This window comes from Leifsonia aquatica H1aii (assembly GCF_000633535.1).
Taxonomy (GTDB): Bacteria; Actinomycetota; Actinomycetes; order Actinomycetales; family Microbacteriaceae; genus Leifsonia; species Leifsonia aquatica_A.
Window position 1 is genome coordinate 45,539 of record NZ_AYMR01000010.1, and the last position, 22,667, is coordinate 68,205.

The 22,667-nt window shown below is 70.6% G+C and carries 20 protein-coding genes; 1 reads left to right on the plus strand and 19 read right to left on the minus strand.

The window, feature by feature from the left end; all coding sequences use genetic code 11:
* Positions 1-4: 4 nt before the first annotated feature.
* A complete protein-coding gene (gene nrdR, locus U870_RS0111945) occupies positions 5-478 on the minus strand; it encodes a transcriptional regulator NrdR (protein WP_025157619.1) in 474 nt (157 codons plus the stop codon).
* A gap of 27 nt (positions 479-505) precedes the next feature.
* Entirely contained in the window at positions 506-1,813 is a 1,308-nt protein-coding gene (gene hisD, locus U870_RS0111950) for a histidinol dehydrogenase (RefSeq protein ID WP_043710016.1), read from the minus strand.
* Positions 1,814-1,894: 81 nt separating this feature from the next.
* Between hisD and U870_RS0111955 the strand changes: the two genes are divergently transcribed.
* On the plus strand, positions 1,895-2,425 hold the full coding sequence (locus U870_RS0111955) for a flavin reductase family protein (protein ID WP_025157621.1): 531 nt from the start codon (positions 1,895-1,897) through the stop codon (positions 2,423-2,425).
* 69 nt (positions 2,426-2,494) lie between these two features.
* Here the strand turns inward: U870_RS0111955 and U870_RS0111960 are convergent, their stop codons facing one another.
* The 17 genes from U870_RS0111960 to U870_RS0112040 all read right to left on the minus strand — a co-directional run bounded on the left by U870_RS0111960 (position 2,495) and on the right by U870_RS0112040 (position 22,663).
* Positions 2,495-2,866, minus strand: a complete 372-nt coding sequence (locus U870_RS0111960) for a cupin domain-containing protein (protein WP_025157622.1) — start codon at positions 2,864-2,866, stop codon at positions 2,495-2,497.
* A 74-nt stretch (positions 2,867-2,940) separates the two neighbouring features.
* Positions 2,941-6,456, minus strand: coding sequence for a DNA polymerase III subunit alpha (gene dnaE / locus U870_RS0111965; protein ID WP_025157623.1), 3,516 nt, complete (start codon positions 6,454-6,456; stop codon positions 2,941-2,943).
* Between the two features lie 150 nt (positions 6,457-6,606).
* On the minus strand, positions 6,607-7,527 hold the full coding sequence (locus U870_RS0111970; protein ID WP_025157624.1) for an RluA family pseudouridine synthase: 921 nt from the start codon (positions 7,525-7,527) through the stop codon (positions 6,607-6,609).
* Positions 7,528-8,220: a signal peptidase II gene (lspA, locus tag U870_RS0111975; protein WP_240183692.1), complete on the minus strand. Its 693-nt coding sequence runs from the start codon at positions 8,218-8,220 to the stop codon at positions 7,528-7,530.
* A 34-nt stretch (positions 8,221-8,254) separates the two neighbouring features.
* Positions 8,255-9,073, minus strand: a complete 819-nt coding sequence (locus U870_RS0111980; protein WP_025157626.1) for a DivIVA domain-containing protein — start codon at positions 9,071-9,073, stop codon at positions 8,255-8,257.
* A gap of 150 nt (positions 9,074-9,223) precedes the next feature.
* Positions 9,224-9,520: a YggT family protein gene (locus U870_RS0111985; protein ID WP_025157627.1), complete on the minus strand. Its 297-nt coding sequence runs from the start codon at positions 9,518-9,520 to the stop codon at positions 9,224-9,226.
* An 84-nt stretch (positions 9,521-9,604) separates the two neighbouring features.
* Positions 9,605-10,117, minus strand: a complete 513-nt coding sequence (locus U870_RS0111990; RefSeq protein WP_025157628.1) for a cell division protein SepF — start codon at positions 10,115-10,117, stop codon at positions 9,605-9,607.
* Between the two features lie 72 nt (positions 10,118-10,189).
* Positions 10,190-10,891: a YggS family pyridoxal phosphate-dependent enzyme gene (locus U870_RS0111995; protein ID WP_025157629.1), complete on the minus strand. Its 702-nt coding sequence runs from the start codon at positions 10,889-10,891 to the stop codon at positions 10,190-10,192.
* Positions 10,857-12,023 (minus strand): cell division protein FtsZ, encoded by a 1,167-nt coding sequence (gene ftsZ / locus U870_RS0112000; RefSeq protein WP_025157630.1) that lies wholly within the window; start codon positions 12,021-12,023, stop codon positions 10,857-10,859. Before ftsZ ends, U870_RS0111995 begins: the two co-directional genes overlap by 35 nt.
* A gap of 156 nt (positions 12,024-12,179) precedes the next feature.
* Positions 12,180-13,238 carry an FtsQ-type POTRA domain-containing protein gene (locus tag U870_RS0112005; RefSeq protein WP_029947514.1) on the minus strand — a complete coding sequence of 353 codons (1,059 nt, stop codon included), beginning with the start codon at positions 13,236-13,238 and terminating at the stop codon, positions 12,180-12,182.
* Positions 13,239-13,244: 6 nt separating this feature from the next.
* The gene (murC, locus tag U870_RS0112010) at positions 13,245-14,654 is read right to left on the minus strand and encodes a UDP-N-acetylmuramate--L-alanine ligase (protein ID WP_025157633.1); all 1,410 of its coding nucleotides are present in this window, start codon (positions 14,652-14,654) and stop codon (positions 13,245-13,247) included.
* A 62-nt stretch (positions 14,655-14,716) separates the two neighbouring features.
* A complete protein-coding gene (locus U870_RS0112015) occupies positions 14,717-15,793 on the minus strand; it encodes a UDP-N-acetylglucosamine--N-acetylmuramyl-(pentapeptide) pyrophosphoryl-undecaprenol N-acetylglucosamine transferase (protein ID WP_025157634.1) in 1,077 nt (358 codons plus the stop codon).
* Positions 15,790-17,061 carry a putative lipid II flippase FtsW gene (gene ftsW, locus U870_RS0112020; protein ID WP_025157635.1) on the minus strand — a complete coding sequence of 424 codons (1,272 nt, stop codon included), beginning with the start codon at positions 17,059-17,061 and terminating at the stop codon, positions 15,790-15,792. Before ftsW ends, U870_RS0112015 begins: the two co-directional genes overlap by 4 nt.
* Positions 17,027-18,598, minus strand: coding sequence for a UDP-N-acetylmuramoyl-L-alanine--D-glutamate ligase (murD, locus tag U870_RS0112025; RefSeq protein ID WP_029947516.1), 1,572 nt, complete (start codon positions 18,596-18,598; stop codon positions 17,027-17,029). The genes ftsW and murD overlap by 35 nt, the downstream gene beginning before the upstream one ends.
* The gene (gene mraY / locus U870_RS0112030) at positions 18,583-19,695 is read right to left on the minus strand and encodes a phospho-N-acetylmuramoyl-pentapeptide-transferase (protein ID WP_025157637.1); all 1,113 of its coding nucleotides are present in this window, start codon (positions 19,693-19,695) and stop codon (positions 18,583-18,585) included. The genes murD and mraY overlap by 16 nt, the downstream gene beginning before the upstream one ends.
* Entirely contained in the window at positions 19,692-21,119 is a 1,428-nt protein-coding gene (locus U870_RS0112035; protein WP_025157638.1) for a UDP-N-acetylmuramoyl-tripeptide--D-alanyl-D-alanine ligase, read from the minus strand. Before U870_RS0112035 ends, mraY begins: the two co-directional genes overlap by 4 nt.
* Positions 21,119-22,663 (minus strand): Mur ligase family protein, encoded by a 1,545-nt coding sequence (locus tag U870_RS0112040; protein ID WP_025157639.1) that lies wholly within the window; start codon positions 22,661-22,663, stop codon positions 21,119-21,121. The genes U870_RS0112035 and U870_RS0112040 overlap by 1 nt, the downstream gene beginning before the upstream one ends.
* Positions 22,664-22,667 lie beyond the last annotated feature (4 nt).

The window sequence follows — 22,667 nt, forward strand, 5'->3', positions numbered from 1 at the left end:
CGGCTCAGGCTTGCACGTCCGCGGGTTCGCCGTGGTGCGCGACCCGCAGCTGGCGGATCGCCTCCTCGAAGTCGTCGAGGGAGTCGAAGCCCTGGTAGACGCTGGCGAAGCGCAGGTAGGCGACCTCGTCCAGCTCCCGCAGCTCGGGCAGGATCGCGAGGCCGACCTCGTTCGCCTCGATCTGGGAGGCGCCGGTCGAGCGGATGGTCTCCTCGACCTTCTGCGCGAGCACGGCGAGGTCGGAGTCGGTCACCGGCCGCCCCTGGCACGCCTTGCGCACGCCGAGCATGATCTTCTCCCGGCTGAACGGCTCGGCCACGCCGCTGCGCTTGATCACGCTGAGGCTGGCCGTCTCGGTGGTCGAGAACCGGCGCCCGCACTCGGGGCACTGCCGGCGGCGGCGGATCGAGAGACCGTCGTCGCTTGTCCGGGAATCGATGACGCGGGAGTCCGGGTGGCGGCAGAAGGGGCAGAACATGCCCCGATTCTACCGGTCTCCCCGCCCTCAGCCGGTGAAGCGTGCGGTGACCGCCTCGCCGTGCGCGGGCAGGTCCTCGGCGCCCGAGAGCGCGACGATGCGGTCGGCGACGTCGCGCAGGGCATCCCGGTCGTATCGGATGACCTGCTGCGGCCGCAGGAAGGAGTACGCGCCGAGTCCGGGCGAGAACCGCGCCTGTCCCCCGGTCGGCAGCACGTGGTTGGAGCCGGCGAGGTAGTCGCCGAGGCTCACGGGTGCGCTCGGGCCGAGGAAGATCGCTCCGGCGTTCTGGATGCCGGCGAGCACGGCGTCGTCGTCGGCCGTCTGGATCTCGAGGTGCTCCGGGCCGTAGGCGTTGCTGAACGCGGCCGCCGCCGCGAGGTCGTCCACCAGGACGACCCCCGACTGCGGGCCGGCGAGCGCCGTGCGGACACGCTCGCTGTGCCGGGTCGCACCGGCCAGCCGCTCCAGCTCGGCGGCGACCCGCTCCGCGAACTCCGGGCTGTCGGTCACCAGCAGGGAGGCGGCAGCCTCGTCGTGCTCGGCCTGGCTCACCAGGTCGGCGGCGACGTACCGCGGGTTCGCGCTGTCGTCGGCGATCACGAGGATCTCGGTGGTGCCGGCCTCGGAGTCGATGCCGGTCTGGCCGCGCACGACGCGCTTGGCGGCGGCGACGTAGATGTTGCCGGGACCGGTGATGACCTGCACCGGGTCGAGACCGATGTCCTCCACGCCCCAGGCGAGCGCACCGATCGCGCCGGCGCCGCCCATCGCGTAGACCTCGTCGATGCCCAGCAGCCCGGCCGCGCCGAGGATGGTCGGGTGCACCCGCCCGCCGAACCCGCGCTGCGGCGGGCTCGCCAGTGCGATGGACGAGACGCCGGCCACCTGGGCGGGGACGGCGTTCATCACGACGCTCGAGGGGTAGACGGCCTTGCCGCCGGGGACATAGAGGCCGGCGCGCTCGACCGGCTGCCAACGCTGCACGATCACGGCGCCCTGGCCGATGCGGGTCTCCGCCGGCGGCGGGACCTGCGCCGCGGTCGCCTCCCGCACCCGGGCGATCGCCTCCTCCAGCGCGCCGCGCACCGCGGACGGAAGCGCGGCCACGGCGGCGGCGATCTCGGCGGCCGGGACGCGGATCGCCGGAGGCGTCCCGCCGTCGAACCGCTCCGCCTGCTCGCGCAGGGCCGCGGCGCCGCGCGCGCGCACATCGTCGATCAGCTCGGTCGCCACATGCATCGCCACCCCGACGTCCACGACGGGACGGGGGACGAGGCGCTCGAAGGCGGCGCGAGTAGGCTGGACTCCGCGGAGATCGATGGTCTGCATCATGGCGCGACAAGCCTATCCGCTCCCTCGTGCCCGTTCTCGCACAAGGAATTCCCGACGCCGATTGGTGCTTGCAGTAGACGTATGAACAGCGCATCCCCCGACCCCACCGACGGCACCGTCTCCGACGCGACCCCGGACCTGGCGGCGTTCCGCCAGACGTTCCGTCGTCACGCGGCGGGTGTCGCGATCATCACCGCACAGCGCGCGGACGGCAGCCCCGTCGGCTTCACCGCGACGTCCTTGGCGTCCCTCGCGGCCGTCCCGCCGCTCGCGACGTTCAACATGGCGCTCTCGGCCTCCAGCTGGCCCGCCATCGCGGAGACGGACCGCGTGGTCATCCACACGCTCGGCGTGCGCAACAAGGGGGCCGCCCAGAAGCTGGCCGGCGACAACGCGAGCCGCTTCGACGGCGAGCACTGGTACCGCGGCCCGCACGGTCTGCCGATCATCAAGGACACCACGGCGTGGGTGGTGGGCCGCATCATCGAGCGGTTCACCGTGCACAACAGCGCCCTCGTCGTCGTCCAGATCGAGCAGGGCGAGCTCGGAGAGGACGACGCCCCGCTGCTCTACCACGAGCGCCGCTACCACCGCCCCACCGAGCTCGACTGACCTCGGTGGCCCGTCGGCGCGACCGACCCGGCGGCTCGACCGAATCGGCGGCCCGACCGACTCGGCGGTTCAGTGCAGTTCGCGCAGCTCCGCGGTCCGGTCGCCTCCGGCCGTGCCGGTGTTGATGGTCCCCTTCGGCTCGAACAGCACGGCCTCCACCTCGGCGTCGGCCGTCGGGCAGTGCTCGACGCCGCGGGGCACGACGTACACATCGCCCGGACGGAGCACGACATCGCCGTCCGCCCCACGGGTCCGGATGGTGAGCTCGCCGCTCAGCACGAGGAAGAGCTCGTCGGTGTCCGGGTGCTGGTGCCAGACGAACTCGCCGAGCAGCTTCACGACCTTCACGTCGTAGTCGTTGACACTGGTCAGCCGGTGGGGCTGCCAGTGCTCGCCGATCCCGGAGAGTGCCTCGTGCAGGTTGCGGACGCCGTCGCTCATGCGCCCAACGCTAGACCAGGACCTCCGGGTCGGGCCAGGCCGTCAGCACGGGACCGGGCGCGAGCCCGCACACCTCAGACCAGGCAGTTCGGCCCCAGCAGGCCCTTCAGCTCGCCGTAGAGGTCCGGGCTGACCTTGACGTGACTGGGCACGCCGAGCACGCGGACGCGCCCACCCGTGACCAGGTGGATGCGCACTTCGTTCTCCCCCGGATGCCGGGAGAACGTCTCCCCCAGCCGGCTGACCACGTCCGGTGTCGCGCGCCGGTCCTGGATGGTGATCTGGAGCGGACTGCTGTCCTCGATCGGACCCAGATCCGGGTTCATCAGGCTGAAGGCGTGCAGGTTCATGCCGTCGTCGCGCAGACTGACCCGGCCGCGCACGACGACGATCGAGTCGCCCGTGAGCATCGGCGAGAACTCCTGATACGCCTTGCCCATGAACATGACGGTCATCTCGCCGCCGAAGTCCTCGACGGTGATCATGCCGTACTGGTTGCCCGACGCCTTGGCGACGCGGTGCTGCACGCTCGTGACCAGACCGGCGATCGTCACCGTCTCGCCGTCCTGGATGGAGTCGGAGCCGACCAGATCCGCGATCGACGTGCTCGCCATCTTCGCCAGCTGCAGCTCGAGGCCCGCGAGCGGGTGATCGGAGACGTACAGGCCCAGCATGTCGCGCTCGAAGGCCAGCTTGTCGCGTTTGCCCCACTCCGGCCGGTCCGGGATGTTGTGCTGCGCCTGCCCCGGCTCGTCGTCGCCCCAGAGGCTGTCGAAGTCGAACCCGACATCGCCGTTGGCCTCGTTGCGCTTGATCTTGACCGCGGACTCCACGGCGTCCTCGTGCACCTCGACCAGAGCCCGCCGGGTGTGGCCCAGCGAGTCGAACGCGCCCGCCTTGATGAGCGACTCCACCGTCCGCTTGTTCGCGGCGTGGATCGGCACCTTGGAGAGGAAGTCGTGGAACGAGTCGAAGCGTCCCTTGCTCTCGCGCGCCTCGCGCACGCCCTCGACGACGTTCGCGCCCACGTTGCGCACCGCGCCCATCCCGAAGCGGATGTCCTCGCCGACGGCGGCGAAGTACAGGCTGGACTCGTTCACGTCCGGCGGCAGCACCTTGATGCCCATGCGGCGGCACTCGTTCAGGTAGAGCGCCATCTTGTCCTTGGAGTCGCCGACGCTGGTGAGCAGCGCGGCCATGTACTCGGCCGGGTAGTGCGCCTTGAGGTACGCGGTCCAGTACGAGATGACGCCGTAGGCAGCGGAGTGCGCTTTGTTGAACGCGTAGTCGGAGAACGGCAGCAGGATCTCCCACAGCTTGTTGACCGCGTCCATCGAGTAGCCGTTGTCGTTCATGCCCTGGGCGAAGCCGGCGAACTGCTTGTCCAGCTCGGACTTCTTCTTCTTGCCCATCGCGCGACGGAGGATGTCCGCCTGTCCGAGGGAGAAGCCGGCGACCTTCTGCGCGATCGCCATCACCTGCTCCTGATAGATGATGAGGCCGTAACTGGTGGACAGGATGTCGGCAAGCGGCTCGGCCAGCTCCGGGTGGATCGGGGTGATCTCCTGCTGGCCGTTCTTGCGCAACGCGTAGTTCGTGTGCGAGTTCGCACCCATCGGGCCCGGCCGGTACAGGGCGATGAGCGCCGAGATGTCCTCGAAGTTGTCGGGGCGCATCAGTCGCAGCAGGGAGCGCATCGGCCCGCCGTCGAGCTGGAACACGCCGAGCGTGTCGCCGCGCGAGAGCAGCTCGTACGCCGGCCGGTCATCGAGCTCCAGGTCCTCCAGGACGAGGTCCTCGCCGCGGTTGGCCTTGATGTTGTCGAGCGCGTCGTTGATGATCGTCAGGTTGCGCAGACCCAGGAAGTCCATCTTGATCAACCCGAGCGACTCGCACGCCGGGTAGTCGAACTGCGTGACGATCTGGCCGTCCTGCTCCCGCTTCATGATCGGGATGACGTCGATCAGCGGGTCGGACGACATGATGACGCCGGCCGCGTGCACGCCCCACTGGCGCTTGAGGTTCTCCAGCCCGAGCGCGGTGTCGAAGACGGTCTTGGCCTCCGGGTCGCTCTCGACGACCGAGCGGATGTCCACCGCCTCCTTGTAGCGCGGGTGGTTCTTGTCGAAGATCCCGGTGAGCGGGATGTCCTTGCCCATGACGGGCGGCGGCATCGCCTTCGTCAGCTTCTCGCCCATCGAGAACGGGAAGCCCAGCACACGGCCGGAGTCCTTGAGCGCCTGCTTCGCCTTGATCGTGCCGTAGGTCACGATCTGGGCGACGCGCGCCTCGCCGTACTTCTCGGTCACGTACTTGATGACCTCGCCGCGGCGACGGTCGTCGAAGTCGACGTCGAAGTCGGGCATGGAGACGCGGTCGGGGTTGAGGAACCGCTCGAAGATGAGTCCGTGCTGCAGCGGATCGAGGTCGGTGATGCGCATCGCGTATGCGGCCATCGAGCCGGCGCCGGAACCACGGCCGGGTCCGACGCGGATGCCGTTGCGCTTCGACCAGTTGATGAAGTCGGCGACGACGAGGAAGTAGCCGGGGAAGCCCATCTGCGAGATCACGCCGATCTCGTAGTCGGCCTGCTTGCGCACCTCCGGCGTGATGCCGTCCGGGTAGCGCTCGTTGAGCCCCTTCTCGACCTCCTTGACGAACCAGGTCTGCTCGGTCTCCTCGTCGGGGACCGGGAACCGCGGCATGTAGTTCGCCGAGGTGTCGAACTGCACGTCGACCCGCTCGGCGATCGCGAGGGTGTTGTCGCACGCCTCGGGGTGGTCGCGGAAGAGCTGGCGCATCTGCTCCGCCGACTTGAGGTAGAACTCGTCGGCGTCGAACTTGAACCGATTGGGGTCGTCGAGGGTGGAGCCGGACTGCACGCACAGCAGTGCCGCGTGGCTCTTCGCGTCCTCGGCGTGCGTGTAGTGCAGGTCGTTCGTGGCGACCAGCGGGATGCCCAGGTCCTTCGCCAGCCGGATGAGGTCGCTCATGATCCGGCGCTCGATGCCGAGCCCGTGGTCCATGATCTCGGCGTAGAAGTTCTCCTTGCCGAAGATGTCGCGGAACTCCGCGGCGGCCTTGACGGCTTCGTCGTACTGTCCGAGCCGCAGACGCGTCTGCACCTCGCCCGACGGGCAGCCGGTGGTCGCGATGATCCCCTTGCCGTACTCGCTGAGCAGCTCGCGGTCCATGCGCGGCTTGAAGTAGTAGCCCTCGATCGACGCCTTCGACGACATCCGGAAGAGGTTGTGCATGCCCTCCGTCGTCGCCGCGAGCATCGTCATGTGCGTGTACGCGCCCGAGCCCGACACGTCGTCCCCGCCGCCGTCGCCCCAGCGGACGCGGGTCTTGTCGGTGCGGTGCGTGCGCGGGGTGAGGTACGCCTCGGTGCCGATGATCGGTTTGATGCCGGCATCGGTCGCGGTGCGCCAGAAGTCGAACGAGCCGAACATGTTGCCATGGTCGGTGACGGCGACGGCGGGCATCCCCTGCTCGACGGCCGCGTCGATCAGCGGCTTGACGCGTGCCGCTCCATCGAGCATCGAGTACTCGCTGTGGACGTGGAGGTGGACGAAGGAATCGCTCATGTCGGGGACAAGCCTACGTCGTGCCAGGGACCTCCGGAGGGACGCGCGCGGCGAACGGAGGAGATGCCGGACGACACGCCGACAGCGTGCGGGCGACGGAGGCGATCGGCGGGCAGTCGCCCTGGAACTCCTCCGTTCGCTCCGACGCCGTCAGGAGGCGCGGAGGACGTCCAGGGCGTGCTGCAGGTCGGCCGGGTAGCCGGTCGCGAACGTGACCCACTCCCCCGTCCCGGGGTGCTCGAACGCGAGCTGCACGGCGTGCAGCCACTGCCGGGTGAGGCCGAGCCGTGCCGACAGGGTCGGGTCGGCTCCGTACATCGCGTCGCCGACGCAGGGGTGGCGCTGCGCGGACATGTGGACGCGGATCTGGTGCGTCCGCCCCGTCTCGAGGTGGATCTCCAGCAGGCTGGCCGCCGGGAACGCCTCGATCGTCTCGTAGTGGGTGACCGACGGTTTGCCGTCCGCGACGACCGCGAACTTCCAATCGGACTTCGGGTGCCGCCCGATCGGCGCGTCGATCGTTCCGGTGAGCGGATCCGGGTGGCCCTGCACCACGGCGTGATAGATCTTCTCCACCGTGCGGTCGTGGAACGCGCGCTTGAGCGCGGTGTACGCACGCTCCGACTTGGCGACCACCATCAGCCCGCTCGTCCCGGCGTCCAGCCGGTGCACGATGCCGGCACGCTCGGCGGCGCCCGAGGTGGAGATGCGGAAGCCGGCCGCGGCGAGGGCGCCGAGGACGGTAGGCCCCTCCCAGCCGACCGAAGGGTGCGCCGCGACGCCGACGGGTTTGTCGATGACCACGATGTCGTCGTCGTCGTGCACGATGGTGAGCTCCGGGACGGCGATCGGGACGATCCTGACCTCTTCACGCGGCTGCCAGGAGACCTCGAGCCAGGAGCCCGCGGTCAACCGGTCGGACTTGTCGACGTCCCGGCCGTCGACCGTCACGCCGCCGGCCTCGGCGATCTCGGCGGCGAAGCTGCGCGAGAAGCCGAGGAGCTTGGCGAGCCCCGCGTCCACCCGCGACCCCTCGAGCCCGTCGGGGATGGGGAAGCTGCGCGACTCCATCTAGGACTGCGGATTCTCGGGCTGGTCGGCGTCCACGGGTGCGTCGCGGTGGTCGCCGGTCGGGGTGTCGGTCGGTGCAGCGGAGGCCGACGCGTCGACAGTGCCCGCCTGCGCCCGGCCCTCCTCCACCGCCTCGGCGTCCTGGCGCTCGGCGTGCGCGTCGATGCCGACGTCCGCGTCGATGTCCTCGTCCTTGCCGTCCTGGTCCTCGCCGTCCTCGTCCTCGCTCGCCCGCCGGCCGTCCAGGCCGACGCCGCGGATGGTGAGGATCAGGAAGAGCGCCATGCTCGACACGATCGCGACGTCCGCGAGGTTGAAGATCGCCGGCAGGAGCGGGATCTGCAGGAAGTCGACCACGTGGCCGACGCCGAAGCCCGGCTCCCGGAACAGCCGGTCGGTCAGGTTGCCGAGCAGGCCGCCCAGGAGCAGGCCGAAGAGGATGGCCCACGCCGCCGACTTGATGCGGGGCGCGTACCAGATGACGAAACCGAGAACGCCGACACCGACGATCGAGAAGATCCAGGTGGACCCGCTCCCGATCGAGAAGGCGGCGCCGGCGTTCTTGACGAAGTTGAACTGCAGCAGCTGGCCGAGCACCTCGACCCGCTGACCCTCGTAGAGGTTGGCGACGACCAGGACCTTGGCGATCTGGTCGAGGAGGTACACGCAGAGCGCGACCACCCCGAGGATCACCAAGGCCCGGACGCTGACCGAGGGCCGGGAGGGACTAGCCTCCAAAGCCGGGGAAGACCGGGGGCTGGTTGCCCTGGTCCGACGAGCCGGCGTCCGCGGCGACGGGAGCCGACACACCAGCGCCCACGGGCGCGGCGGAACGGTTCTGCCCGAAGCCGGCGCCACCGGCGGCGGGCTGCGCGTCGAGGTCGCGGAGCTGGCCCTCGATGTAGCCCTTGAGGCCCTGGCGGTAGTCGCGCTCGAAGGTGCGGAGCTCGTCGATGCGGCGCTCGAGCTGGGTGCGCTCCTGGTCGAGGGCGCTGATCTGCGCGCGCTGCTTCGACTCGGCCTCTGCGACGATGCGGGCGGCGGTGGCGTGACCCTCGGCGATGAGCGAGTCGCGCTTCTCCACGCCCTCGCGCACGTGCTCCTCGTGGAGGCGACGCGCGAGCTGCAGGAGGTTGTTGGTCGCGTTGGGGTCGTTCGCGCTGTCGGCGGCGAACGCCGGAGCGGCGGCAGCGACGGCGACCGGTGCGGCGGCAGCGGCCGCGGCGGTCTGCTGCGCGGTCGCGAGGCGCTGCTTGAGGTCCTCGTTCTCCTGCTGGAGGCGGACCAGCTCGCCGTTGTCGGCGGCCGGGGCGGCCGCGACCGGAGCCGGCGTCGCCGCGGGCGAGCCGGAGCTGCGCTGCAGCTCGGCGATGCGCGAGTCGGCGGCGACGAGGCGCTGCTTCAGCTCCTCGTTCTCCTGGCCCAGGCGACGGAGCTCGACCACGACCTCATCGAGGAAGTCGTCGACCTCGTCCTGGTCGTAGCCCTCGCGGAACTTCGTCGGTTGGAACCGCTTGTTGACTACATCTTCCGGAGTCAGCGCCATGGCAAGCCACCTTAGATCTTGAAAGAGACGAACAGATATTGCTTCCAGCCAACGCTAGCAAAGTGGGCCTGGTGTGCGCACTTCGCCGCGCTCGCTCACGTCGGCTCGACCACCCTACAACGGGGCATGCGCCGCGTCAGGGATCGACGCTCAGCTGAATCCCAGGGTCACGTACAAACCGATGATCACGACGAGCATCGTCAGGCTCCACCCGAAGTCGAGCGCGACGGGCCCCATCGACAGCGGGGGGATGATGCGCCGGAAGAACTTGATCGGCGGATCGGTGATCGCGTAGGTCGCCTCGGCCAGCAGCAGACCGAAGCCCTTCGGCCGCCACTGCCGGGCGAAGGTCCGCACCAGGTCGAGCACGAAGCGCGCCCACATGACGAAGAAGTAGATCAGGAGGAGGTAGTACGCGATGGTCGCGACTATCGAGACGGCAAGCACTCTCCCAGTATGACGGAGAGCGCACGCCCTCCCTGACGAGGGGGCGTGCGCTCACGTCGTGTCGGCGGCCGCGAGGCCACCGATTCAGTTCTGGGCGAAGAAGGAGGCGTCGACCTCGGAGTCCACACCGCCGTGCTCGCCGGAGACGACCACGTGCGACGGGGAGAGCAGGAAGACCTTCGGGGTCACGCGCTCGATCTTCCCGTAGAGGCCCTGCGACAGGCCGCTGGCGAAGTCGATGAGGCGTCGCGCGTCGCCCTCGCTCATCTGAGAGAGGTTGATGATGACCGGGATGCCCTCCCGGAACGACTCGGCGATCGCCTGGGCGTCGCGGTACTGGCGGGGGTGGACCGTGAGGATCTCGTTCATTTCCTGTACCGATGCATTCCGTGCGGTGGACGATTTGCGCAGCGGCGTGACCGGAGCGCGGCCGGCCACGGGTGCGACCGGCGCGGGGTGCGGGACGGCCTGGACGGGCGCGGGGGCGGGTGCCTCGCGGCGCGGCTGGTGCTGCGCCTGCTCGGGCTGGTCGTCGAACTCCAGCTCCTCGTCGGCGAGGCCGAGGTAGACCATCGTCTTCTTCAGCGGGTTGGCCATGCGCTTCCTCCGTGTAGAACTGTGCGTCGACGCCTCGCACGCACGTGTTGCGAACCTTCTTCTCCTTCGAGATTAACCAACGCCCGGCCGATTCCCGGTAATGGCGGTCCCGATCCGAAGGTGTGTCGCGCCGGCGGCGATGGCCTCGCGATAGTCCTGCGACATCCCCGCCGAGATGGCCGCGGCCTCTGGGGCGAGCGCGCGGACGCGGTCGCTGGAGGCGCGGACCCGTTCGAACGCGCGGGCGGGCTCCTCGTCCAGCGGGGCGACCGCCATCACGCCGAGCAGTCGCAGGCCGGGGGTGTCGAGCACGTGCTCGACCAGCGGCTCCAGGTCGCGGTCGGCGACGCCGCCCCGCGCCGGATCGTCGGTCAGGTTGAGCTGCACGAACGCGTCGACGTCCGATTCGTCGGACCGCAGGGCATCGACCAGCGAGAACCGGTCGATCGAGTGGATGACCGATGCGTACCGGCGGGCCTGGCGGGCCTTCTTGCTCTGCAGCTGCCCGACGAAGTGCCACGTCAGCTCAAGGTCGGTCAGCTCCGCCGACTTCTCCTGCGCCTCCTGGTGACGGTTCTCCCCCACGTCCCGCACCCCGAGCGCTGCGAGCTCGCGGACGAGGGAGGCCGGGTGGAACTTCGTCACCACGATCGTGGTGAGCTCCGCCGGCGAGCGCCCCACGGCGCGGGCGGCATCGTCGATGCCGGCCCGGACGGCCGCGAGGCGCTCGGCGAGCGGGCTACTTGAGGAAGTCGGGGATGTCGAGGTCGTCATTCTCGTCGTCGAAAGCCGGGTCTTTGGGGGCGGTCTCGGTCACCGGGGTCTCACCGGTCCAGGTCTCGGCGACGGGCGCCTCGACCTCTCCGGCCTCGGTCACGGCGGAGGATGCAGCGGCGTCCTCCGAGCCCGCCTCGACGAACGTCGAGCGACGGGAGTCGACCACGGGCTTGGAGCCGGGCTCGCCGCCGTCGAAGCCCGCGGCGATGACCGTGACGCGCACCTCGTCGCCGAGGGTGTCGTCGATGACCGCACCGAAGATGATGTTCGCCTCGGGGTGGACGGCCTCCTGCACCAGGCGGGCGGCGTCGTTGATCTCGAAGATGCCGAGGTTCGATCCGCCCTGGATCGAGAGCAGGACGCCGTGGGCGCCGTCGATGCTCGCCTCGAGGAGGGGCGATGCCACGGCCAGTTCGGCCGCCTTGATCGCCCGGTCCGCACCCCGGGAGGAGCCGATGCCCATGAGAGCGCTGCCCGCGCCCTGCATGACCGACTTCACGTCGGCGAAGTCGAGGTTGATGAGGCCGGGGGTGGTGATGAGGTCGGTGATGCCCTGGACGCCCGCGAGGAGCACCTGGTCGGCGGTGGAGAACGCCTCCAGCATGCTGATGCCGCGGTCGCTGATCTCCAGCAGGCGGTCGTTGGGGACGACGATGAGGGTGTCGACCTCTTCCTTGAGCCGCTGCACGCCGGACTCGGCCTGCCCCTGGCGGCGCTTGCCCTCGAACGAGAACGGCTTGGTGACGACACCGATGGTGAGCGCGCCGATCGACTTGGCGATGCGCGCGACCACGGGGGCGCCGCCGGTGCCGGTGCCGCCTCCCTCGCCCGCGGTCACGAAGACCATGTCGGCCCCGGCGAGGGCCTCCTCGATCTCCTCCGCGTGATCCTCGGCGGCGCGACGGCCGACCTCGGGGTCCGCGCCGGCGCCGAGGCCGCGGGTGATCTCACGGCCGACGTCGAGTTTGACGTCCGCGTCGCTCATGAGCAGCGCCTGCGCGTCCGTGTTGATGGCGATGAACTCGACGCCGCGGAGGCCGAGCTCGATCATGCGGTTCACGGCGTTGACGCCGCCTCCGCCGATGCCGACGACCTTGATCACGGCGAGGTAGTTCTGATTTGCTGTCACGTCCGGCCTCCACGGGAACCTTCAACCTCAAGTCGAGGCTTAAAGTTATGCTGAGTATGCAATTCTGAATTCGACGTTAGGTGCGCGCGGCCATCCCCGGGGGAACCGGCCAGGCGTGTCGGGAAAGTGCGCCGCGAACCCGTCCTCATCGCGCCCTCACCCCGTCGTCACGCTGTGCGGGGAGGAGACGTCGTAGTGGTTCGCGCCCGCGGCGCCGACGAGCAGCGCCGCCAGGTCGGCGGCCTTCAGCTCGGAGTCTTCCGCACTCCCCCACACGACCGTCGCACCGCTGCCGCGCAGGGTGAACGAGACGTCGTCCTTGGTGGTCGCGGTGATCGTGTCCACCTGGGCGAGCGTGGCGGCGGGCAGCGCGCTGAGGACGCTGGCGACGGCCGCGAACGCCGAGTCCGCGTCCTTCTCGGCCGAGCCACCGGCCGCCGTGATGAGCGGCACGCCGTCCGGACGCGCGGCGGTCGACGAGATCGGGACCTTGGCCGCGTCCACCAGTGTGAAGGCGGATCCCTTCTGCACCGCGCCGATCGGCTGCCGCTCGACCACGCGGATCACGATCGTGTCGGGTGGGTGGCTCTCCACCGAATAGCTGCGGATCAGCGGGAACGCGGCGAGATCGTGCGAGATGCCCGCCTGATCGAGCATCGGCAGCGGCGTGCCGAGCTGGTCGCCGAGCTTCGCCTCGATCGCCTTCGGGTCCAGGCGGGACGCGCCGACCACCTCGATGTGCTTCAGGGCGAGGACGGGCGAGAACGCGAGCAGGGTCACGCCGAGGACCAGCGCGACCAGCACCCCTCCCGCGCCGATCCAGGCCTGGCGGCGACGGCGCGACCGCTTGGTGAACCGGCGCACCTCGCCCCGCTCCACCCGCTTGCGCTCCTTGCGCGCGGCACGCAGGGCCTTGCTGATCTCACGGTTCGAGGGCAGCTGGTCGTACGGCGACGCGGCGGGAGTGCGGGAGGCGGCCGTCGCCGTCTCGGCGGTCGCGGCCGGCTGCGGTGCGGACGGCTGCGGTGCGGACGGCTGCGCGGCGCGCGTCGACGGCGGATCCGGCACCGCCGGCACGATCGGGATGGGCTCGGTGTCCGCCCGCATCCGCGGCGCGTCGCGCTCGGGCTCCGGCGCACGCGGCCCCGGCCGCGCCGCGGGCGGCGACGCCTGCTCCGGCGCGGAATGCCGGTCGTACCCCTGGGGACGCTTCACGGGCGGCTACTCGCGGACGCGGCGGAGCGAGTCCAGCAGCTGGGGGACGATGCGGTAGACGTCACCGCACCCGAGGGTGATGACGAAGTCGCCTTCCCGGGCGATCTCGGCCGTATGGTCGGCCGCGGCCTGCCAGTCGGCGATGAACGCGACGTGCTCGGGATGGTCGAAGCGATCGGCGACGAGCGCTCCGGTGACGCCCGGCTCCGGGTCCTCCCGGGCGCCGTAGACGTCGAGCACGACGGTCTCGTCGGCGTAGGTCTCGAGGGTCTCCGCGAACTCCTTCGCGAACAGCCGGGTGCGGCTGTAAAGGTGGGGCTGGTGCACCGCGATGATCCGCCCCGAGCCGACGACGGTCCGCGCGGCCGACAGTGCGGCGGCGACCTCGGTGGGGTGGTGCGCGTAGTCGTCGTACACGCTCACACCGCCGACGGTGCCGTGCAGCTCGAAGCGCCGCTCCGTCCCGCCGAACTCGGCGATCGCGGCGAGGGAGGCGGCGGGGTCGAACCCGAGGCCGGTGAGCACCGCGAACGCGCCGGCGGCGTTGATCGCGTTGTGCGTGCCCGGGACGCGCAGCTGCGCCGCGTACTCCTGGCCGGCGTAAGTCAGTCGGAAGGAGACGGGACCGTCGGTGACGATCGAGTGCACGCGCACGTCGGCGTCGGCCGCCTGACCGAAGGTCACCACGCGCTTGTCGGGAGCGGAGGCGCGCAGACGGCCGGTCACGTGCGTCGCACCGGCGTCGTCCGACGACACCACCACGAGCTCGCTCGCCTCGCGAGCGAACGTCACGAAGGCCTCCTCGAACGCCTCCAGCGAGCCGTAGTGATCGAGGTGGTCGGGGTCGACGTTGGTGATCAGGGCGACCGCCGTGTCGTAGAGCAGGAAGGTGCCGTCCGACTCGTCGGCCTCGACGACGAACAGGTCGCCGCTGCCCGACTGCGAGCTCTTGCCGAGAGAGGCGATCACGCCTCCGTTGACGAAGCTCGGGTCCTCGCCGAGGCCGAGCAGGCCGGTGATGATCATGCCGGTGGAGGTGGTCTTGCCGTGCGCGCCGGCGACGGCGACGAGCCGCTTGCGGTTGATCAGCCAGGCGAGCGCCTGCGACCGGTGCAGCACCGGCAGCCCCTTCTCCAGGGCGAGCTGGTACTCGGGGTTGTCCTGCCAGAGCGCTCCCGTGACGACCAGGGTGTCGGCGTCGCCCACGTTCGCGGCGTCGTGGCCGACGGCGATCGTCGCGCCGAGCGCGCGCAGGGTGTCGATGTTCGCCGAGTGGCGCACGTCGGAGCCGGTCACCGTGTAACCGGCCTCCAGGAAGAGCCGGGCGATGCCGCTCATCCCGGACCCGCCGATGCCCACGAAGTGCAGGGCTCCGAGGTCGTCGGGGATGGTCATGGTGAGGTCGGGCTTGATCACGCGCACTGCTTTCGGTTCACGAGGAGGGTCTCCATCACGGCTTCCTCCATCTTCTCACGGGCCTAGTCGCGCTCGAGGGAGCGCCGGACGAGCGCGGCCATCCGGTCGGAGCCGTCTCGGACGCCGGCCGCGGCGGCGGCGGCGGACATCCGGGCCACGCGGTCGCGGTCGGCCAGGAGCGGCAGGAGGTCGGTGTCCACCCAGGCGGGCAGGAACGCCGCGTCGTCCACCAGCACTCCTCCCCCGGCGTCCACGACGCCGGCCGCGTTGAAGCGCTGCTCGCCGTTGCCGATGGGGAACGGCACGTACACCGCCGGGATGCCGAGAGCGGCGAACTCGCACACCGTGGCGGCTCCCGCCCGTGCCACGGCGACGTCGGTCAGCGCGAACGCGAGGTCCATCCGGTCGCAGTAGTCGAGCAGGCGATAGTGCTCGACGCCGGGGTCGGTCAACTCGCCGCGGCCGCCCTGGATGTGCAGCACCTGCCAGCCCGCCGCGGTCAGCTCGCGCGCGCGCGCCGACACGGTCCCGTTGAGGCGGCGGGCGCCCAGCGAGCCGCCGGTCACCAGGAGGGTGGGACGGTCGTCGACGAGGCCGAACTCGGCGAGGGCCGCCGGGCGCGCCGCGGCACGGTCCAGCTCCTCGATCTCCACGCGCAGCGGCATCCCGACGAACGTCGCGTGCGGCAGCGGTGTGCCCTCGAACGCGACGCCGACCCACGGCGTGTAGCGGGCGCCCAACCGGTTCGCCAGGCCCGGACGGGCATTCGCCTCGTGCAGCACGAGCGGGACGCCGGCCTTGCGGGCGGCCGAGTACGCGGGAGCGGCGGCGTACCCGCCGAAGCCGACCACCACGTCGATGCCGCGGTCGCGGATCAGACCGCCGACCGTGCGGATGGCGCGGCGGTACTCGCCGGGGAAGCGCAGCGCGGCGGCGTTCGGGCGACGCGGGAACGGCAGCTTCGGGATGGTCGCCAGCTCGTAGCCGCGGGCGGGGACGAGCCGCGCCTCCAGCCCTTCCTTGGTCCCGAGCACCAGCACCTCTGCCGAGGGGTCGTCGCGGCGGAGCCGGTCGGCGACGGCGAGCAACGGGTTCACGTGGCCGGCGGTCCCTCCGCCGGCCAGCAGGTAGCGCGTCATGCGCGCGGACCGGCCGAGCGTGCGGTGGTGGTGTTCGAGTGCGATTCCTTGCTCGACTCCCGCGCGAACGAGAGGACGATTCCGATGGCGACCATGGAACTGATCATGGCAGTCCCTCCCGCAGAGATCAGTGGGAGCGGCACCCCCAGCACCGGGATCACCCCGAGCACGACCGCGATGTTGACGAACGCCTGGCCGATCAGCCAGACCATGATCGCCGCCGTCGTCACGCGCGCGAACGGATCGGTGGAGGCGTGGATGATGCGCAGGAAGACGACGGCGAGCATCACGAAGAGCAGGAGCACGACGATCGCGCCGATGAGGCCCAGCTCCTCGCCGATGATCGCGAAGATGAAGTCGGTGTCCGCCGCCGGCAGCCACGACCATTTCGAGTGCGAGTTGCCGAGGCCCACGCCGAAGACGCCGCCGGAGGCGAGCGCGTAGAAGCCGTTCTTGATCTGCCAGTCGACGTCCGGGTTCGCCGCGCTCGTGCCGCCGAAGTACGCGGCGATGCGGCCGACGCGGCTGGCGCTCGACAGGGCGACGGCGATCGCGATCGCCCCCATGCCGACGGTGCCGATCACGAGGTAGCGCATCCGCACCCCGGCGTAGAAGAGGGCGCCGAGCACGATCGCCGCCATCACGACGGTGGTGCCGAGATCGCCGCCGAGCAGCACCAGCGCGATGGCGCCTCCGGCGACCGGGACGACCGGCACCGCGACGTGCTTCCACTGGTCCAGCACATCCTTCTTGCGCGCCAGCACCACCCCGAGCCAGACGACGAGCGCGACCTTGATCGCCTCCGACGGCTGCCCGGTGAACGACCCGATGCGCAGCCAGTTGCGGTTGCCGCCGATCTCGACCCCGAGCGGGGTGAGGAGCACGAGCACCTGCAGGAAGCAGGCCGCCGCCAGCAGGAACCAGATCGACTTCTTCCAGAACCGCGACGGCAGCCGGGAGACCAGGAACATCAGCGGCAGTCCGATCAGCGCGAACGCGCCCTGCGACCAGAACCGCGCGAAGAAGTTGTCGCTGTCGCTGTGCGACTCGACGGCGGACGATGAGAGCACCATCACGAGCCCGAAGGCCACCATGAACAAGGTGACGCCGAGCAGGAGGAAGTAGTTGGCCGACTCCGCCGTCACGTTCTTGCCGAGCGAGATGCGGGCGGTCAGCCCGCTCAGGCGCGAGCCGCCCGCTGCGGTGTCGTCGCGGGGAGCGGTCCGCTGCCGGTCAGTCCTGCTCTGGACGCGAGGCGGAGAAGTCATCCGCCTCACCTCCCAGGTACTCGTTGACGGCCGCCTGGAACAGGCGCCCCCGTTCCGCATAATCGGCGAACTGGTCCATCGACGCCGCGGCCGGCGCCAGCAGAACGGTGTCGCCCTCACGGGCGAGACCGCCGGCCGAACGGACTGCCATCGGCATGACCCGTTCAGTCTCGTCGGCGTCGACCTCCACCACCGGAAGCGATGGCGCGTGTCGCCGGAATGCGTCGCGCAACGGCGCGCGATCGACGCCGATCAACACGGCGCCCCGCAGTCGCGAGGCGTGCATACGGACCAGTTCGTCGACGTCCACGCCCTTCAGCAGGCCGCCGATGACCCAGACCACCGACGGGTACGCGCGCAGGGACGCGTCCGCGGCGTGCGGGTTCGTGGCCTTGGAGTCGTCGACCCAGCTCACCCCCGCCTCCACGCGCACCAGCTCGATGCGGTGGGCGTCGAGCCGGAACGCGGTCAGCACGTCGCGGATGGTCTGCGGCTCGACACCGTAGGAGCGGGCCAGAGCGCTGGCGGCGAGGATGTTGGCGACGACGTGGGGCGCGGCGAGTCCGGCCTCCCGCAGCTCGTCGAGGGTGGTGAGCTCGAGCGCGGTCGTCATCCGGTCCTCGAGGAACGCGCGGTCGCACAGGATGCCGTCCACGACGCCGAAACCGCTCGGGCCGGGGACGTCCAGTCCGAAGCCGATCGCGCGGGCGCCGTCGACGACCTCCGCCTCCTCGACCATCCGGAGCGTGGTCGCGTCGGCGCGGTTGTAGACGCAGGCGACCTGGGTGTTGTCGTAGACCTTCGCTTTGGCGGCGATGTACGCCTCGAGCGAGCCGTGCCAGTCGAGATGGTCGTCGGCGATGTTGAGGCAGGCGGAAGAATATGGGTACAACTCGCCGCCGGCGTTGCGGTTGATCCAGTGCAGCTGGTAGCTGGAGAGCTCGACCACGAGCACGTCGAAGCCCTCGGGGTCGCGGATGGCGTCGAGCACGGGCACGCCGATGTTGCCGCACGGCGCCACCCGGCTGCCGCCGGCGAGGAGCATCGTCGCGGTCAGCTGGACGGTCGTGGTCTTGCCGTTCGTGCCGGTGACGCAGATCCAGTCGGCCGGGGTGTTCCCGGTTCCGGGCCCGGCGACCTTGTCGCGCAACCGCCAGGCGAGCTCGATGTCGCCCCACACCGCGGTCCCGCGCTCCTCGGCCCAGACCAGCAGCGGGTGATCCCAGTGGAATCCCGGCGACACGACGACGAGCTCGGGATCGAACGCGCTCAGGCGGTCGGGCGGTGCCGACAGGTCGGTCTGCTCCAGCAGCTCTGCGCCGATCACCTCGAGCAGCATGGCCCGCTCGGCGTCGGCGGACGCCGTGACGACGAGCACCTCCGCACCCAGTTCGGCGAGGGTGTCGGCCACGGAGAAGCCGGTGACACCCAGGCCGTAGACCGCGACCCGCAGTCCTCGCCAATCGTCGTGCCAACTGGTCAGGCCGGCCAGACGCTCCCCTGCACTACGCTCCCCCGCACTCACGTGGCGAGCCATTCGAGGTAGAACGAGCCGACGCCGGCGGCGACGAGCAGACCGCCGATGATCCAGAACCGCACGACGACCGTCACCTCCGCCCAGCCTTTGAGCTCGAAGTGATGATGGATCGGGCTCATCAGGAAGATGCGCCTGCCGTGGGTGAGCTTGAAGTAGGCCCGCTGGACGATCACCGAGCCCGCCTCGATCACGAACAGGCCGCCGATGAGGACGAGCAGCAGCTCGGTGTGGCTGAGGATCGCCAGCGCGGCGACCGCGCCGCCGAGGGCGAGGGAGCCGGTGTCGCCGAGGAAGATCTGGGCGGGCGACGTGTTCCACCAGAGGAAGCCGACGACGGCTCCCACGATCGCGGTCGCCACGATGGCGAGGTCGAACGGGTCTCGGACCTCGTAGCACTTCGGGACGTTCGCCGGGTTCAGGCTGGAGTTGGTGCAGGACTGGATGCTCTGCCAGAAACCGATGATGATGTAGGCGCCGATCGCGAGGATCGAGGCTCCCGACGCCAGACCGTCCAGACCGTCCGTGACGTTCACGCCGTTGGAGGTGGCGGCGACGATGAAGTTGATCCAGATCAGGTAGAGGCCGTAGCCCACCACCAGGCCGATCGCACCGAACTGGGTGAGGTGCCCGAAGTCGATCGGCAGGTCGCGGATGAACGAGACGTTCATCGACGCCGGGGTGTCCCCGTTGCCGTTCGGGAACGAGATCGCCAGGAAGGCCCAGACCGTCGCGACGATGACCTGCCCGCCGACCTTCGCCCAGCCGGTCAGACCCAGGCTGCGCTCGTTCCGCGTCTTCAGGAAGTCGTCGATGAAGCCGACGACGCCGAGGCCGACCATCAGCAGCAGCACCAGCAGCGCGGACGCGCTGGTCTCGTCGCCGGTCAGCAGCAGGGCGGTGAAGTAGCCGAAGAGCGTGCCGAGGATGACGATGATGCCGCCCATGGTGGCGGTGCCGCGCTTGGCGTGGTGGCTCTGCGGTCCGTCGTCCCGGATGAACTGCCCCCACTGCAGCCGGCGGAACAGCCGGATGAACAGGGGTGTCAGGAACAGCGAGAACGCCATCGACAGCGCACCGGAGGTCAGCAGGGCTCTCACGAGAACAATTCTCCCAGTCGGTCGCCGAGGAAGCGCAGCCCCGCGGAGTTCGAGGACTTCACGAGCACGGTGTCGCCCTCGCGGAGCGCACCCGCCAGGTGCTCGTACGCGGCGTCCTGGGTCTCGAAGTAGAGGGACTCGCCGTCCCACGAACCCTCGTTGATGGCGGTGATGTGCATCCGCCGGGCCGCGGGGCCGACCACGACGAGCTGGCCGATGCCGAGCCGGACGGCGAGCAGGCCGATGCGGTCGTGCTCCTCCCCCGAGAACTCCCCGAGCTCGCTCATCTCGCCCAGTACAGCGACGGTGCGCGTGCCCGGCTCCGCGATCTGGGCGAGGGTCTTGATGGCGGCGGCCATCGAGTCGGGGCTCGCGTTGTAGGCGTCGTTGATCACGGTGACGCCGCGGGCACCGCCCAGGACCTCCATGCGCCACCGCTCCGCGCGCTGGACGGCCTGCAGTCCGGCGACGATGCCGTCGATGTCGACGCCGAGGGTGTGCGCCGCCGCGGCGGCCGCGAGGGCGTTCATGACGTGGTGCTCGCCGAGCACGCGGAACCGCACCTCGCGCGAGGCGCCGTCGGGCAGGTGCAGCGTGAACGACGTGCCGCGCGCGCTGGAGACGACGTCGGTCGCACGCACGGCGGCGCGGTCGTCGAGGCCGAACCAGAGCACGCGCGCGACGGTCTTGTCCGCCATCGAGGCGACCCGCGGGTCGTCGAGGTTCAGGACGGCCACATCGGACTCGAGCAGGTCGGCGACCATCTCGGTCTTCGCCGCGAGGGTCTGCTCGATCCCGCCGAACTCCCCCGCGTGGGCGAGGCCGACCTTGAGGACGATGCCGATGTCGGGGCGTGCCATGCGCACGAGCCGGGCGATCTCGCCGATCCCGCTGGCGCCCATCTCGGCGACGAGGAACTGCGTCTCCTCGGTGACCTCGAGCATGGTGACCGGCGCGCCGACCTCGTTGTTGAAGGAGGCGCGCGGCGCGATCGTCGGGCCGACCCCCTCCAGGATCTCCCGCAGGAGGTTCTTGGTCGTTGTCTTGCCGTTCGAGCCGGTGACGCCGACGATCCGCAGCCGACCGAGCGCGCGCACGCGCGCGATGACCTCCGTGGCGAGGTCGCCGAGGGCGACCACGGTGTCCGCGACGAGCAGCTGCGGGACCGGCAGATCGAGCGCGTGGTCGACCACGACGAGCGCGGCCCCCGCCTCGACGGCCTGCGGGGCGAACAGGTGCCCGTCCGTGAACTCGCCGGGCTTGGCGAAGAACAGGGTGCCGGGCACGACCTCCCGCGAGTCGGTGGTCGACAGCCCGGTCACGACCGTCTCGGGCGTCGCGGGTGCCCCGTCGATCAGGGCGCCGTCGAGCAGGAGGGTGCCGCGGGTCGCCGCGGCGACCTCGGCGAGGGTGAGCGCGATCATCAGAGCCACCCGGCCTCTCGCAGGGCGAGGCGGGCGTCGTCGCGGGCGGAGTAGGCCAGCCGCTCGCCTGCGACCTCCTGGTAGTCCTCGTGGCCCGGACCGGCGTACAGCACGACATCGCCCTCGCCGGCGAGGGCGAGTGCGGCGCGGAAGGCCGAGCGCGGGTCGGGGACCTCGTAGAGCTCGCCGTCCGGGACGGCCGCGCGGGCGCCGTCGAGCAGGGCGGCACGGATCGCCGCCGGGTCCTCCCAGCGCGGGTGGAAGTCGGTGATGACGACGGCGTCGGCGCCCCGGGCGGCGATCGCGCCCATGTCGGCCCGCTTGGTCGTGTCGCGGTCGCCGTCGGCGCCGAAGACCATCACGATCCGTCCGTCCGTGACGCGACGCAGCGCGGTCAGGGTGGACAGGAACGCGTCGGGGGTGTGCCCGTAGTCGATGAAGACGACGGGACCGCGGTCGCCCGAGAGCCGTTCGGTCCGGCCGGGCACGTAGGCGTCGATGCCGCCGTCGCGCTCGAGCGCCGCACCGATCGCGTCGAGGTCATAGCCCGACTCGACGAGCATGACGATCGCGAGCGCCGCGTTGGCGGCGTTGTAGGCACCGACCAAGGGCACCGACGACTCCAGGCGGCGGCCCTCCGGGCCTTCGAGTGCGAAGGCGGTGTCGGCGAGGGTCTCGGCGAGCACCGTCAGTCTCCAGTCGGCGTCGATGCCCGGCGAGCTGGAGAGGGTGGTGACCGGGATGCGCGACTGCTGGACGAGCGCACGCCCCCACTCCGAGTCGACCGTGACGACCCCGCGGCGGGCGCGGTCCGGCTGGAACAGCTCGAGCTTCGCCTCGAAGTAGTCGTCCATCGCCGTGTAGTCGTCGAGGTGGTCGTGGCTGAGGTTGGTGAAGCCGACGACGTCGAACTCGATCCCGTCGACACGGTGCCGACTGAGCGCCTGAGCGGAGACCTCGAGGGCGACAGCTCGGACGCCCTCCTCGCGCATCCGGGCGAGCAGTGCGTGCAGCTCGCTGGCCTCCGGGGTCGTCAGCTTGCTCGTGATCGCCTGCTCGCCGATGCGGCGCTCCGCGGTCGAGCTGAGCCCGGCGACGACGCCGAGCTGACCCAGGATCGCGTAGAGCAGGTAGACCACGCTGGTCTTGCCATTGGTCCCGGTGACGCCGAACAGAGTGGCCTGGTTCTCGTCCGTGCGGTAGATCCAGCCGGCGACGGCGCCGAGGGCGGCGCGCGGGTCCTGCGTGACGATCACCGGGAGCCCCGAGGCGGCGGCGAGGTCGGCGCCGGCCTCGTCGGTGAGCACCGCGACCGCACCGGCCTCTGCGGCGGCGGTCGCGTAGCTCGCGCCGTGCACGTTCTTGCCGGGAACGCCGACGTAGAGGTCGCCGGGCTCGACGGCGGAGCTCGCGAGAGCCGCACCGGTCACCTCGACGGCGTCGAGATCGCCTCGGCAGTCCAACCCGAACTCCGCGACCAGCTGGGCGAGCGGGCGGGCGACGGGATGCTCGGGGCGCAGGGAGGAGGGCGCCGGTCCTGTCACGGGG